The 13,872-nt window shown below is 35.3% G+C and carries 12 protein-coding genes; 7 read left to right on the top strand and 5 right to left on the bottom strand.

Annotation, left to right across the window (positions count from 1 at the left end; genetic code table 11):
• The first annotated feature begins 110 nt into the window (after positions 1–110).
• Complete coding sequence (locus ACXQIQ_RS14615) at positions 111–1,241, top strand: DUF2927 domain-containing protein (RefSeq protein ID WP_439301633.1); 1,131 nt, start codon at positions 111–113, stop codon at positions 1,239–1,241.
• Between the two features lie 464 nt (positions 1,242–1,705).
• Here ACXQIQ_RS14615 and ACXQIQ_RS14610 read toward each other — a convergent pair whose 3' ends face one another.
• Positions 1,706–2,662, bottom strand: coding sequence for an MBL fold metallo-hydrolase (locus tag ACXQIQ_RS14610; RefSeq protein ID WP_439301634.1), 957 nt, complete (start codon positions 2,660–2,662; stop codon positions 1,706–1,708).
• A 304-nt stretch (positions 2,663–2,966) separates the two neighbouring features.
• A complete protein-coding gene (locus tag ACXQIQ_RS14605) occupies positions 2,967–3,788 on the bottom strand; it encodes an SGNH/GDSL hydrolase family protein (protein WP_439301635.1) in 822 nt (273 codons plus the stop codon).
• A gap of 277 nt (positions 3,789–4,065) precedes the next feature.
• On the opposite strand from ACXQIQ_RS14605, the gene ACXQIQ_RS14600 reads away from it, so the two are divergent.
• The 5 genes from ACXQIQ_RS14600 to ACXQIQ_RS14580 all read left to right on the top strand — a co-directional run bounded on the left by ACXQIQ_RS14600 (position 4,066) and on the right by ACXQIQ_RS14580 (position 8,652).
• The gene (locus ACXQIQ_RS14600) at positions 4,066–4,395 is read left to right on the top strand and encodes a hypothetical protein (RefSeq protein ID WP_439301636.1); all 330 of its coding nucleotides are present in this window, start codon (positions 4,066–4,068) and stop codon (positions 4,393–4,395) included.
• Between the two features lie 204 nt (positions 4,396–4,599).
• The gene (locus ACXQIQ_RS14595) at positions 4,600–5,166 is read left to right on the top strand and encodes a DUF5317 domain-containing protein (RefSeq protein WP_439301637.1); all 567 of its coding nucleotides are present in this window, start codon (positions 4,600–4,602) and stop codon (positions 5,164–5,166) included.
• 165 nt (positions 5,167–5,331) lie between these two features.
• Entirely contained in the window at positions 5,332–7,146 is a 1,815-nt protein-coding gene (locus tag ACXQIQ_RS14590) for a bifunctional diguanylate cyclase/phosphohydrolase (RefSeq protein ID WP_439301638.1), read from the top strand.
• Between the two features lie 194 nt (positions 7,147–7,340).
• The gene (locus ACXQIQ_RS14585; protein ID WP_439301639.1) at positions 7,341–8,420 is read left to right on the top strand and encodes a response regulator aspartate phosphatase; all 1,080 of its coding nucleotides are present in this window, start codon (positions 7,341–7,343) and stop codon (positions 8,418–8,420) included.
• Between the two features lie 19 nt (positions 8,421–8,439).
• Entirely contained in the window at positions 8,440–8,652 is a 213-nt protein-coding gene (locus ACXQIQ_RS14580) for a hypothetical protein (RefSeq protein WP_439301640.1), read from the top strand.
• Positions 8,653–8,750: 98 nt separating this feature from the next.
• Here the strand turns inward: ACXQIQ_RS14580 and ACXQIQ_RS14575 are convergent, their stop codons facing one another.
• Positions 8,751–9,566 (bottom strand): hypothetical protein, encoded by an 816-nt coding sequence (locus tag ACXQIQ_RS14575; protein WP_439301641.1) that lies wholly within the window; start codon positions 9,564–9,566, stop codon positions 8,751–8,753.
• A gap of 24 nt (positions 9,567–9,590) precedes the next feature.
• On the bottom strand, positions 9,591–11,039 hold the full coding sequence (locus ACXQIQ_RS14570; protein WP_439301642.1) for a TcaA NTF2-like domain-containing protein: 1,449 nt from the start codon (positions 11,037–11,039) through the stop codon (positions 9,591–9,593).
• 337 nt (positions 11,040–11,376) lie between these two features.
• Here ACXQIQ_RS14570 and ACXQIQ_RS14565 point away from each other — a divergent pair, with 337 nt between their 5' ends.
• Positions 11,377–12,420, top strand: a complete 1,044-nt coding sequence (locus tag ACXQIQ_RS14565) for a hypothetical protein (protein WP_439301643.1) — start codon at positions 11,377–11,379, stop codon at positions 12,418–12,420.
• 85 nt (positions 12,421–12,505) lie between these two features.
• On the opposite strand, the gene ACXQIQ_RS14560 is transcribed toward ACXQIQ_RS14565, so the two are convergent.
• Positions 12,506–13,807 carry a helix-turn-helix domain-containing protein gene (locus ACXQIQ_RS14560; RefSeq protein ID WP_439301644.1) on the bottom strand — a complete coding sequence of 434 codons (1,302 nt, stop codon included), beginning with the start codon at positions 13,805–13,807 and terminating at the stop codon, positions 12,506–12,508.
• Between the last annotated feature and the right edge of the window lie 65 nt (positions 13,808–13,872).

Here is a 13,872-nt window from a genome sequence, read left to right as displayed (position 1 = left end):
TGTTCTTAGAGGTTAACACCAATAGGGAATTAATCAAACGTTTGTTTGACTCATTTTCCTCCATTGTTTAATAATGGTTTATTTTGACGCATTAGAAAGGAATATTCATCTTGAAAAAATACATCTTGTTAGTGGTCATCTTTTCATTTGGAATAGGGTCTCTATACTTTCTTGAACCCCATGAATTTGTAGTCAAGGGTGTTAAAGATGGAGACGTGTATGCTGAAGATGTTAATCTTCATGTTGAAACGGGTCTTATCCAACCATCGATAACGCTAAATGGTAAAGAGATCCATACTAAAAAAACCATCAACCAAAATGGTTCCTATACATTAAAGGTAAAATCTCGTTTTCTTTGGAAAGAGAAAAGGGAGTCTATGACTTTCAAAAGAGACGATGAACCACCTTTAAAACCTGTATTACTGGAAGAACCTAAAAATGCGTACTTTCAATCAGCCTCCTTTCAAGTAAAGGAAGAACCTGGTGTGAAATATAAAGCAACCCTCGGTAAGGATCCGTATCTATTTGGTGATGAAATTACAACTGAAGGCAAACATACATTGTATTTGGTTGCTGAAAAAGATAACGGCCTTGTGGCTAAAAATGATTATACGTTCAAAATTGACAATCGGACCTACTCACAACAGGAAGTGGATACATTCTCTGATTTTTATTTCAAAAACTCACCAGAGATATGGAAGTATAAATCGGACACCGTCGTGTTTGTCCATGGCAACCCTAAGCCTGAAGATGTATCCAGGTTAAAGTCTGATATACAAAACCTGAATAATCTCTTACCCTTTAACTTGAAATACGAAGAAAAAATTACTGGACTCCCTGACCGACGTATTGATGTCCACTTTATGCCGACATATGAATTTAATCAGATGGGGTTTGACGGAAAAATCATTGATGGGAACCGCAAAATTATCGGGGTAGCTGTTATAGATGAGGCTTATCGTAGCTTTGGAATCAAAGCATCCACCATATTAATCGGTACCGAAACAGATCAACAGGAACGTCTTCCAACCATCACACATGAATTGATGCATGCACTTGGATTACATAGCCACTTTGAAACCGATCGCTCAAGCATCCTCTATCCTGATGTAAATTCCAACGTACAAACCTGGAATGAAAAAGACCTCAAAACGCTAGAAATCTTGTATCACCCTAACGTAACGATCGGGATGGAAAAAGAGGAATTTCTAAATTCCTTGAAAGACTGGGTTACGAATTAGGAAGTCTGCTATCAAACGGAGTTATTTAACAGACAATCTGGGGAATTGAAAGAAAAAGGAAGCAGAAGAATCTTCCCTGCTTCCTAAGGAGCTGAGGCTTTATGAAACAAGAACAGGATAAAAACATTTTCACTGGTCTTGTGTGGGGAATCTCATTAAGTTTGCCACTTTGGATCGTATTTATGAAAGGGATAAAATCCATCCGACGCTCAAAATGATTACTTAAAAAGGGGCTGCCTCAAATAGAATCTGAAGTATTCATTCTATTGAGCCAGTCCCTTTTTAATATGGTGTGGTAAGATGTGTTTTAATCTATAATTTCTGAAACTCGTCTATATTTTTTTATTTTAATGGCAAATTCGAAAAACTGATCTATAAATTCTCATTTTTATGGGAAATAACGCAATTTTTATGGGAAATGCTCAAATTCCAATAATAATTAAGAGCAAACAGAACTCGCTTTTTTACAAATGTTCATAATGAATAACACCGTTGATTCGTTCCTTTTTGACTTTATCATGTGCTTCAAGATAATCTAAATGACCGATAATTTCTGACATGACAAGCGAAAACTGACTCTCGTATTTTTCATCATACATCTCTTGGGCGATCTGACTGCCTGTTTGGTGCCCTTCCTTCACTTTTCTATAAACTTTATCAGCTTTTCTTTTGATTCCGTCTAATCTTCTATTAATGAGATCTTTATGGTTATCAATAATGTCTCCATGACCTGGATAAGCAATATCTACATCCAACGATAAGCATCTTTCCAATGATTTTTCATGATCTAGCAAAGTAAACATGCGATTCCCATCTTGATCAGGTTCAACGAGTGCATTGCTGGAGATGTGCTTAAGGAACAGATCACCTGCAAATAGGGAACGGTTGTGGGGGTGATAAAATACCATATGGTCTGGTGAATGCCCCGGCGTTTCAATCGGCTCTAAATTAGGTAGCTTTGTAATGGGTATGATGTCCGCATGCAGTTTTTTCTTTTCATGTTGTTGAAGAGCTTCCTCAAGTTTTTCGACTTGCAAATCCCCTCGCTCTCCGCAATCCATTTGTTGATATAGGTTTCGGAAAAACTCGATTCTCATTTCAAAAAAGCTCCGGTCTCTTTTTAATCGATGAATAGAATTCTTCGGGGCGAATACCGGTATATCATGACGGCCAACAATCCGATCCACTAATCCAACATGATCTTCATGATTGTGTGTGAGTATAATTTCTTTAATATCTTTAAGGGAAAGCTGATACTCTTTTAAAGTAGATTGAAAGTAATCCCAACATTTTTCAGAATGAATACCTGCATCAATCAACGAAAACCCCTGCTCTTTTTGAAGTAGATAAAAATTGAATGACTTCAAACTAGAACGGGTAGGCATCATTATTGGATAAACTTTAGCTTGCAATAAAAACACATCCTTAAATTAACTTTCTTTCAACCATCATTAAACATTTATCCTAAGTCGTTTCCTTTATTTAAGCCCAAATATAAAGAGCACAATTCCTAAGAACGTCATAATCGGGTAGATGAACATTTTAAAAAAGTTCATTGTAAACATTCCTTTTGATGAGTAGCTAACAGGTAAATCTAGTTTTTTTATGATTGCAGCCTCATATGGACTATAGAAGAAATGCGCTAAAGTATCCAGAATTCCACCACTTTCGGTTTGCATTTTTTCTATTAGGGAATATAAAAGGATGGGCAGGAGCCCATCCTTTTTACTTACCTGTAAAATAGTTGATTAAATATTCAGCCCAAAGTGTATTACCTTCTTCTTTCGGACCGCTAACACCATTTACGAAATTATTAATTTCTTCATCTTGAACATCCGGCCAAGCATCCCAATGATTCAAGTAAATCATTTCTGTCTCGTCAGCAAGTTCTTTAACAGAATTAATTTGAGTCATGTAGTGACCTGGTTGATAAATGGGGTGTGGCGGTTGTAAAAAGATAGATACTTCAGGGTTTTCATCCTTAAGTCTACGTTCCATGATCTTGATACTATCCATGGAATCATCAATGTTAATCCCTTTATTATCATTTAATATAAATGGTTCAATTAATGCTATATCAGGTTGTGATTGAGAAATCTTAATATATTTTTCGCTACTATGTATTTCTGTGGATGAAGTATCACCAAATCCAATAGCAACTATATCAAATAGTTCTTCACCATAAGCTTGCTTCATACCATTTACAAATTGGCCAGTCCATCCGTTATCTGTTGTAAGCTCACCAGAACCGATAATAGCAAATTTAACCTTCTCATTGTTTTCCTTGGCTGACATTATTCGTTCTTGGAGGGAACTAGGTAAGTTTGAAGTGAGTTGCTCAATAGTCTGAGTTGAATCAGTCGCAGTATTTGTTTCCTTTTGAGCTGGAGCTTTTTCTTTATCCCGTTCAGTTCCACGATCAGAATCTATCACATTATCTTTTGCAGCCTCTACTTTACTTGCTAGCTTTGACTGCCAATGCAGGTGACCGAAGATGACAGCCGAAATTGATAAAACAACGACGAATATGTATAGTAACTTTTTCATGTTTTTCACCCATAACTAGAAATTTTTTCTTCTACTACTAGAATGCAGAAAAAAGTGGATTTTGTCAAAAAAGTATTTATTATATATCTATATTAACTTTTCTCAGTCGTAAAACTAAAAAGTTTGTCGAATGAATCGGGCATTAAGTAATGTTCAACCAAGAAATGCGGCTGTGAATTTGTTACCATATGACTAAATAACGACTAATTCTTATGTTTACTTGTTCTGAATTGACTGATAATATAGGAAAAAAGACAGGAAGGGTCGGTGTTATATAATGAGTGATATTCTAGTGGTACTAAAACAGTCTAATAAGAACCCTGTCACGACCAATATCCCTAACGACATAAATTATTTTGAGAAAATATTGGAGGGTCCAGTAGACATTAATAAATTTGCTTATAGCGGATTTCGACTCATTTGTAATGTAGATGATGGTTATAGCATTGGAGAGCATGGTTTACCAGAAGGTACATACTTCATCGCTAAATATGATACCGATTTTGTTCCTATGACTGTTGATGAAGCGGAAGAAATCAAGAAAGTCTTACGAGAAAAGAAAAACAAAAGCGGAAAAAAGCGGGGATTGTTTTCTCTCTTCAAATAACAACTTACATTAAAACCTTCGTTAGTTGATCTAACGAAGGTTTTTTTATTTGTGCTTTTTGAAGTATTTTCATTAAACCAAGGTAGTAGAAGCTTATAGTTCTATTGTACTATTGCGTGTTTAGTTACAAATACTCATAATCCTTTAACATAATTACCGATATAAACGATAACAAGCATTCTATGTAAATAAAGGAGCACTTACATGGTATATGACGGCATTCTCTTATCTATTATTGTCGGGTTGTTACGAAAAGGAAACTTCAAAGGAATTGCTGATCTGAATATTAAATTTGGATGGGTTTTCCCTCTTTTATTAGTGTTTCAGATCCTCATCTTTCTTTATCAAGGTCAAGTAGATTTGATAAACAGAATTAGTGGGTTTTTATTCATAATGGTATACATAATTGGCATTTTCCTTCTATGGTTAAATCGCAAATTAGGAATAGGTGTTCAACTTATTCTTATAGGTGTTGTACTCAATTTCATTGTAATGATTGCGAACGATGGCCGGATGCCTGTTTCATTAGATGCTGCCAAAGTGTTAGCTCCTTCATACTCCCAAGCACTAACACAAGATAATTACGGTAAACATACAGCTCTTAATAGTGAAACCCATATAGGGTTTTTGGGTGACATCATTCCTATTAGCGATCCTTACCCAAGAGATCAGGTTATTAGTATTGGAGACATTATTATGAACATAGGAATCTTCCTCTTTATACAGAAATTGATGGTAGCACGAAAACGTTCTTCAATGTTACCAGCATAGTGAAGGAGGTGAAATAAATGTCTGCAAAAACGAAGAATGTCCTTATCAACTTGTTCATCATTGGTTCCGCTGTAATTGCATTGACTTCTGGTTACAAGCTAGTTTAATGGACAAACACGGGGGAGCATGTACGCTTCCCCATATTTAATAAAGGAGGTGCGCCTCTTGCAAGTTACTAAACGTATTAAGCCGGTTAACTTATATCTTACAGGTATTATTACTACTGGTATATTGACTGCCTCTTTGACATTATGGGGTTCCAACCTACTTCAACTACCTTTAGATTTACTTGGCATATTCACTATTGCATTACTTTTACTAACCCATAATATGATTCTATTACCACCTAAAGGTAACTCATTATCCATGGACTCAGCAGTATACCTGGGATGTTTGCTATTATTCGGTTTGTCCACAACCATTGAACTTCTTGTTATTACAACAATTGCATACGGTTTAATAACAACAAAAAATGTTGCCTGGTGGAAGCACTTATTCAATTTATCCAATTATTCTCTAATGTTGTTTGGAGCAAATTTTACGTTTCAGCTATTTGAAGGTGTACATGGCGCTATAACACCAAAAAATATTTTTATTTATGTCATCGCTTTGAGTGTTTATTACCTATTAAATGTTTTTATCATTGGTGGCTACTTTTACCTATATTCAAAAGATGAATTTTCCGGAATCTATCGTTCTATTTTAGAGGATTCCCTATTCAGCTATTTAATTATGTTAATTTTGTCGTTGGTACTTGTGTTTTTACTAAAGACTAATATTTATATTGGTATTATTCTTTTTTCAACTATTACATTACTTCTTTCTATCGCTTTTAAACAGTACTTTAACTTGTATCAGCAAATAACCGAAAAGGCGAATACAGATCATCTTACCGGTTTGTATAATCATGGTTATTTTAAAGAGTTGTTAGAAGAAAAAGTGAATGAATCTACTAGAACAGGTAAACCACTCAGTCTCGCGATGCTCGATTTAGATGATTTCAAAAAATATAATGACACTTTTGGTCATATACAAGGAGATAACCTCTTAAAGTTCATCGGGGAGCTCATTAAAAAGGAATGTCCTCATGATATCGTCGCTCGATATGGCGGCGAAGAGTATGTCGTTCTAATGCCGAACACTCCTGGCCATGAAGCCTATCAACGTATGAATCGACTTCGAAAAAAAGTAAATGATTCACATTATGAAGGTGTAGAGGTCTTGCCATTTGGATGTATCTCCTACTCAGGTGGGGTTATCGAATACGAAAATGGAACCGTTCAGGACTTCTTACAAAAAGCTGATAAGGCTATGTATATCGCTAAAAGTCGAGGAAAAAACATCATAATCCCTCCTTCAAAAATGCTGGAAGAAAACAAGACAAGTGATGAAGTATTTGATGAAAAGCTCGCAATATTAAAACAACAAATTGGTATCTTTTTAAAGAAGGATTTGACTACATTCCGCCATTCTATGCAAGTTTATAAATATAGTAAGCAAATGGCTGAACGACTCAATCTAACAGATATCGAACGCGAGCAACTGATCTTGGGCGCTCTCATCCATGATATTGGAAAAGTAGAAATACCAAGAGATATGCTTACTAAAACTGAAAAGCTGACTGAGTATGAGTGGAGTACAATAAAAAAGCATGTAGTTTGGGGCAAGGAATGGATAGAATCTATAGATGGACTTCAAGAGATTGTTCCCCTTGTCGAATTACACCATGAACGCTTTGATGGGAAAGGTTATCCATACGGGTTAAGTGGAAAATCGATTCCGAAACTAGCAAGGATCCTTTGTATCATTGATTTTTTTGATGCCATGACAACTGAACGACCCTATCAAGCCACTCGAACTTTTGAAGAAGCGATTGAGGAACTACGCAAATGTTCCGGATCACAATTTGATCCTGAATATGTTGGACCTTTTATTGAGATGATTTGTGAAATGTATCTGACAACGGAACATGCCCTATAAAACACCTTTTCTTAAGGAAGAGGTGTTTTTTTCATTGTTGGGAAAATACAACTTTATTATCATACTTTAAAAACGGTTATTCGGTACAATTTTCCCAACTCATAATTTGGAAATATATAGTATCATATGTAGTAGAAAATAAATTATTTGAAATTTTTGTTTTTTTATACAATTTAAAATTTAGGAGGGGTTTCATGACGGTATCTTTAGATACAATAATTGTTAATGAGAAAATTGACAGTTGGTATAAAGCTATTAAGGAGTTAAACATAACTAAAGCTAGAGAGTTAGCTACAGAACTTGATCAATTATATAAGCAATCATCAGCGGATTCATTCGCTTATAATTATTATCAATTGATTTTATTTCGGTATCAATTAATGTTTAAGGATGTTGAATCGGCTACTCAAGTCTTAAAAGATATTGAACCATTTCATGAGTCGAGTGAGATTTTACAATATTATTATCATAGCTTCAAAGGGATTTATTATTACATACTGAATCGTTATCAGGATTCAATTGATAGTTTCAAAAAGGCTCAACCACATATCATTTTCTCTGAGCATCAGGATGAGATTGGTGAATTCCATTATAAGATGGCTGCTTCGTATTATGAACATTATCAAAATGCATTATCTATAAAACACCTGCACAATGCATTAAAGGTTTTCCAAAAGAATTATCTCTACAAGAGAAGCGCAGATTGTGAACTTCTTCTTGCACTTAACCTGACAGATCTTAGAGATTATGAAGATGCAGAGCTTCACTATCATAATGCCCTTCGTTACTGTGATCATTTTAATGATTTAGAGTACAAGCATGCTGTAATTTTCAACTTAGGGACCTTCTATCATTCTCAAAATTATAAAGACGAAGCGGTTCAATATTTCAACAGATCCAGAGAGTATTTCTTAGAACAGAATCAATCAGATTATGCTATAAAAGCTACTTACCAATTGGCAAAATTATATTATCTGAATAGAGACTTCGGAACTGCAACTGAATATCAAAATGAAGGGCAGGTGCTATCGGAGGAACAAGATAATCAGATTTTCTTACAGAGGTTCAAGACATTGTATGTCTACTCTGATAAAAAGATTGAGGAACATGAATCTGAAATACAAGAAGGATTATCATATTTTGAAGAGAATGAAATGTGGAACGATGTTATTCATATTGGTGAATTATTGACCAGGTATTATCATGACCAACACCAGTTCGAAAAATCGAGTAAAACATCGCAAAGAGTTATACTTGCAAAAAGACATCTTTAACTTTTAAGGAGGAAAGAAATTGAAGAAAAGGTTAGCCTTTCTATTCATGTGTCTTAGTTTGGTTGTGACACCGCTCTTATCGACTGACACAAGCTTAAGTCAAAGAGAAGAAATCGTCCCTGATATTGAAAATCCAGCATTTGTTGACAGAGAAACCATTGTTCCTGACTCAAAGAAAAAATTGTTAGCGGATCGTGAAACTATTGTTCCGGATTCACCGAAAAAAATTTAATTTTGTTGGAATTTATTTAGTCCCAACTAAATAGCCAGGCTAAGTAGAATTACTACTTGGCCTGGCTTGCTTTATTTAGACTAAATAATATTTTTCAGTTAAAATCTTTCCATTAATTCCATTAGTGAAGAGAACGCTTCCCATACGAACATCTTGCCAACCAAATAAGTGAATAACATTGCACCTAGAATCGCTCCGAAGCTCCAATAAAATCGGTCAACAGTTCCTTTCGTATCCTTAGAATATTCATAGACAACAAATCCTGGTATAAATAGAATAACAAAAAGAAGTGATAGTACAATGATGATAATTGTTCCCCAAACAGAACCGAGTAATCCCAAAATCATAGCAACCATGTTCAACGCAGTAAATGGAACCAATACACTCGAATATTGAGATAGGGATTCTTTAACTGGTAGTTTGTTACCCATCAGTTTTGCTACTAGTAACGTAGAAACCATACCAATTGCAACAAAGACCACACCAATTAATAAAAGTTTAAACGTAATATCGAAAAAAGGTAATGATGCGGCTGGAGTAGTTTCCATGAACAATTCTCCAATTCCATCCATCGCAGCCTTAAATATGCTATTGGCTAAGAAATATAAGCTGAGCGCAAAAGTTAAAGCATACAGAATGATCGTTATAATTCCATTTACAAATTGTTGCTCATTTAATGTAAATGCAAGACTTGGACGTTTCAATAAAGCTAATACGTAATTCCCATACATTCTAGAAATGTTCTTTGCTTTGTCTAGATTTTCATTTGGGGTACTTACAGTGCTTGTTGTTACATTTACACTTTCTGAGGTTGCCGCTATCTCATTTTCAGTTGTTGTAACAATCATGGATGCACCACAGCTGCCACAAAATTTTCCGTTTTCCTGTTCATGCTTACAAACTGGACAAATCATAATTCACTTTCCTTCCATAATGTATTAAATTTTATTTCGATCTGTATCGTTTATATCTATTTTTTGAATCTTGTAAGTTCCATCAACTTCTATTACCGTATAAATCTTTGAGCGGTTGTATTCCGTTTGTTTTCCTTCATGATTAGTAAATATAAAATGTTCGTTTGTAGATACTTCGAATTTCCCATCAGCTATTTCATTAGTCTCCAAGATGGAATTTTCTATAAAATCATATTTATATCCCTGATCTTTTAACTTTCCAATATAAGTCTTAAGTTCATCATAGGCATGGCTATCACTAAGCATGAAACCCTCGATATGGGAGAAATCTCTCGTATTTAATGAAACCTCATAGGCATCTCTAAATGATAAGATGTGGTTAGCCACAATATCTTCATTACTAGCATTTTCACTAGCATTTTCAATATTTCGCTCATCATGTATTTCTAGGGTAGCTAATGATTCTATCACTTCTAAGTCAAAGTCAAAAAACAATCCTCCCCAAGATACATCTTCTTGCGTAATAGTTTCTGATTTAACTTTCTTTCCATTAGGTGCAGACCATTCAGCATACATTTCAACTTTTTCACCATCTGGAAATGGTCCCAGAATTTCGTATTCTTCTAATGTTTTACCTGTGCTCACTCCATTAATGTATAGAATTGCATCTTCCATATTTGAACTCGCATGGTACTGTCTAACCGGAAAGTCTATGTATAAATTATCTTGATTGTTACCATCACCCATAACCACTACTTGCTCGTCTAGGGTTATGGAACCAAATTCGTTATCTAGGATGGCTTTGAAATTATAAGTACCTGGATAAGCTTTAACAATCTCAGTTGGTTCATCAGCAGATTCAATTTCATAATCTTTCTTTAATAGATTTAGTTTGGTCGCTGAATAATTGGATATAGCATACAAATTATTTGGAACTGCCTCAAAAATATATTTTTGATAAAGTCCAAGTAACTCTTCCTCGACTTTTACTACAAATACCTTATTTCCTGAAAAGTCCTTTACTGTTTGATGGAAGCTATTATTCTCTTCATTCATTATGGTGTTTGTGAGGCTTGTTCGAATAAATTCCCAGTCAGATTCCTGAAGGTGGTTAATAAACTGGTCCTTATCCAACAAAGCATCCTCATCATAATCAATATGAGAAAACAATAACTCGCTATCTCCATTATTGACAGCTTGATCTATTTCTTTAAGTTGAGCCATCGGATCATAATAATTAGAAAAAATCTTATGTGTCGCAAAAACTGCAATAAAAATGATAGCTATTGAAGCAATTAGAATCTTATTTTTCTTAGATAGAGGCTTAAATGTCTTTACATTTGAGGTCTTAGAATGCAATGGTTTTTCAACTACATTCTTTGTGCTTTTAGAAGTCGTTTGATTGGTCCCACACTCCGTACAAAATGTACTTTCCTCATTTAATTCTGACCCGCATTCAGTACAGTATCTCATTAGATACTTTCTCCTTTCTTTTTACGGTAATGAATTGGTTTACGTAGAAAGCAGACTAATTAACCACCCCCGAACACTATATTAATCCTATAAAACTATAATTATTTGGGAAAAATTATATAATTTATAGTAAATAGGAATCATAGTATTATTATCGACGTGATTCTTTTTTCATTAATAGAGGTTTTGAAATTTTACTATAATTTCATATCAAAAAAGATATTTATTTTATAGTTGATCACATAAAAACACAATAAACAGAATTACATATTTTACTATAAATACAATATTTATGGTATTATTTTCTATGATCATAAACCAACAAAGGGAGAAAAACATGAAAAGAATTTTTGCACTACTATTATCCTCAATCATGATCATAGGCGCATGTGAACAAAAGGAAGCAAATACTATCGAAAGCGAAGATTTAACGAAAAGCAAAAATGTAAAAAGTGAGAAAATCAATCAGATTGAGCAAAAACAAATTACACCTGATGAAGTTATGGCACTGTATCTTGAAGCCCTTGAAAATCCTAATAGCAATAAGGTGACCGAAAAATTTAGAGAAAAAATGGGTCCACTTATTGAAAAGTCAAAAAATACATTAGGAGAAAACGGTCCACCTAATGAATTACAACCTAAAGTAAGACTTAAAACATTTGAGGAAGGCAGATCAAGGTTTAAAGTAGAAACTCTAGAGTTTGCAAACGAAGCATATAAGACGGGTAGATTAATCCGTTTGACAGCTTTATATAACAGTAAAGAGGCACAATGGTATCTGGACGATATTGAAATTGAAGAAGCTGCAAATGAACCATTCGAACTGACTTGGGAAGAAGTTGAAAAATATACCAAATTAAATGGTGTAGAGATTAAAAAAGCAGATGAACAGATAGACCCTCGTTATTTTGAGTTCTCTGTTATCAACAATAACCAAATGTACATAAAAGGTAGTGTTCTCAAAATTGATAGAAGCAATGGTTTAGTAAGTTTTGTATCTGTTCCTGAACAAGAAAACACAGGGAGCCATGCAGAAAATGATAGTGTTGAAGATAACACAGAAAGCACAAGTAAGCCTGTGAAAACCAATTATTCTAGCCTTAAAGATTATAGCGGGCAATGGAAAGATTCTAATGGTATTTTCTTTTTGAAAGTAGAAAATGTCAGGGGGATTTCTGCAGATATTTCATTAGATATATGTTCAAGCAAATGTGTGCGGTTGGCATCAATTGGTCCTGTTACTCTTAACTTCGATAAAAACAGCGTTTCTCATAGCTATGACGAAGATGGATGGGGTAACAGCGGGAATTTCAAAATAACATTAAACCCAGATGGAATTGTACTCACTTATGCAGACCAAGAAATCTCTATGAGTCAATGATCTAAGAAAAGACAGACGACATATTTTACGTTTTGTCAATCAAACGTTTGATTGATATAAGAAAAGCCCTCTAGTAAGGGCTTTTCTAAATGTTCAGTTCATACACTTTTCTAGGGCGTCCTCGTCCGACTTGTTCTTCGCCTTTAATAGTAGCAAGTTTTAGCCGTTCTAGTTCAGCGAGGATCCGGCGGGCATTCCGGTCGGTGCTTTTGAGCCATTGGGCGATTTCGTTTGCCGTCACGAAATCTTTTTCATAATACTTGTAGTAGGAAGCAATCTTCGAGATGACGGACGGACTGATTTTCGCGTCCTTCAACTTCTCCTCCCAAACTGACCCGGATAATCGTTGCTGATACGAAAGCCGTTCTTCATTTTGAAGCAATGTGATTTCCTTCTCTTCGTTCACGAGGACAACTGTTTGATTTTCATGGTCTCCTGATAGGTGAAGTGCATGGCGTACATTCTGTTCCGCTTCCCACGCGGTCATTCCATACCCAATCCCCATTTGAAGGTTCAATCCTGATTGTTCTTTCAGGTTTTGTACAACCTGCGATGGGTTGTATTCATTCAACTTTAGTTCCAGTTCGCCTCTTGTCGTATAAATGAAATACAGTGCATCACCGACTTCCACGAATGAACCTTGAACTTTTTCCGAATAATCGAGCATGAGGCGCTTCAAATCCAGCATCTGCTGCTTCAGTTTATAGGAATAAAATTGATTGTTCTGCTGCTCATCAGATGTACCTACTTCAACACCGACGATTCCGAGAGACGATTTGCGGTACCAAATGGCTTGTGCGTGCTCTTTTACAAATCGGAGTTCGAGTTCGATTCCTAATCTTGATGGGATGACGCGGAAGCATGGTATGCCCTTATCTTTCATGGATAGGTAAACGGTTTTGATACAAGTGAGAACTGCATCAATCTTCCCTTCTCTATATAGGCTTTCGTGGTATTCAATGACCTCTGTTGCCGGTAAAAATTCTTCTCCCTGGTAAAGGTGGAATTCTAAATTGGATAGATTGAAATCCGTTTTGACACTCTCCAGTTCTGAAACACGGATCGTATCCAGACTCACCCTTCGAATCGGCTTGTCCAACGTGGTGATTGCCTCAACAATTGTCCCCATCAAGCTGGCACCATACAAATCTGGATAGCTCGTATTATCAGCATTGAGAAGTTCATTCCGAATCAAATATCGGTACAATGCGGGTCCAGAAAGAAACCAATGGTCGATCTCCTTTTCATTTCCTTCAATCAGACCAGCTGATTCCGAAGCGTGCTCGTAAGGAAAATAGGCGATTTCAAATTCATTCATTTGTTCTGCAAATTCTTTAATCCGTCCTATTGAATCCTCTGGACCTAGAATGCCTAACCGTAATTTCATAAATATCCTCCGTCTCACAATCTCTACTTCTAACTATACCAAAAATTTATGGATGTACGAAAAAA

This window comes from Pseudalkalibacillus sp. Hm43, from assembly GCF_054170705.1.
This window is presented reverse-complemented; position numbering and strand designations above follow the sequence as displayed.

Excerpts from the sequence above, each read along its gene's own strand:
- ACXQIQ_RS14595 (WP_439301637.1), top strand. The coding sequence starts at position 4,600 with ATGGTATATGACGGCATTCTCTTATCTATTATTGTCGGGTTGTTACGA.
- ACXQIQ_RS14570 (WP_439301642.1), bottom strand. The coding sequence starts at position 11,039 with ATGAGATACTGTACTGAATGCGGGTCAGAATTAAATGAGGAAAGTACA.
- ACXQIQ_RS14600 (WP_439301636.1), top strand. The coding sequence starts at position 4,066 with ATGAGTGATATTCTAGTGGTACTAAAACAGTCTAATAAGAACCCTGTC.
- ACXQIQ_RS14605 (WP_439301635.1), bottom strand. The coding sequence starts at position 3,788 with ATGAAAAAGTTACTATACATATTCGTCGTTGTTTTATCAATTTCGGCT.
- ACXQIQ_RS14575 (WP_439301641.1), bottom strand. The coding sequence starts at position 9,566 with ATGATTTGTCCAGTTTGTAAGCATGAACAGGAAAACGGAAAATTTTGT.
- ACXQIQ_RS14585 (WP_439301639.1), top strand. The coding sequence starts at position 7,341 with ATGACGGTATCTTTAGATACAATAATTGTTAATGAGAAAATTGACAGT.
- ACXQIQ_RS14560 (WP_439301644.1), bottom strand. The coding sequence starts at position 13,807 with ATGAAATTACGGTTAGGCATTCTAGGTCCAGAGGATTCAATAGGACGG.
- ACXQIQ_RS14565 (WP_439301643.1), top strand. The coding sequence starts at position 11,377 with ATGAAAAGAATTTTTGCACTACTATTATCCTCAATCATGATCATAGGC.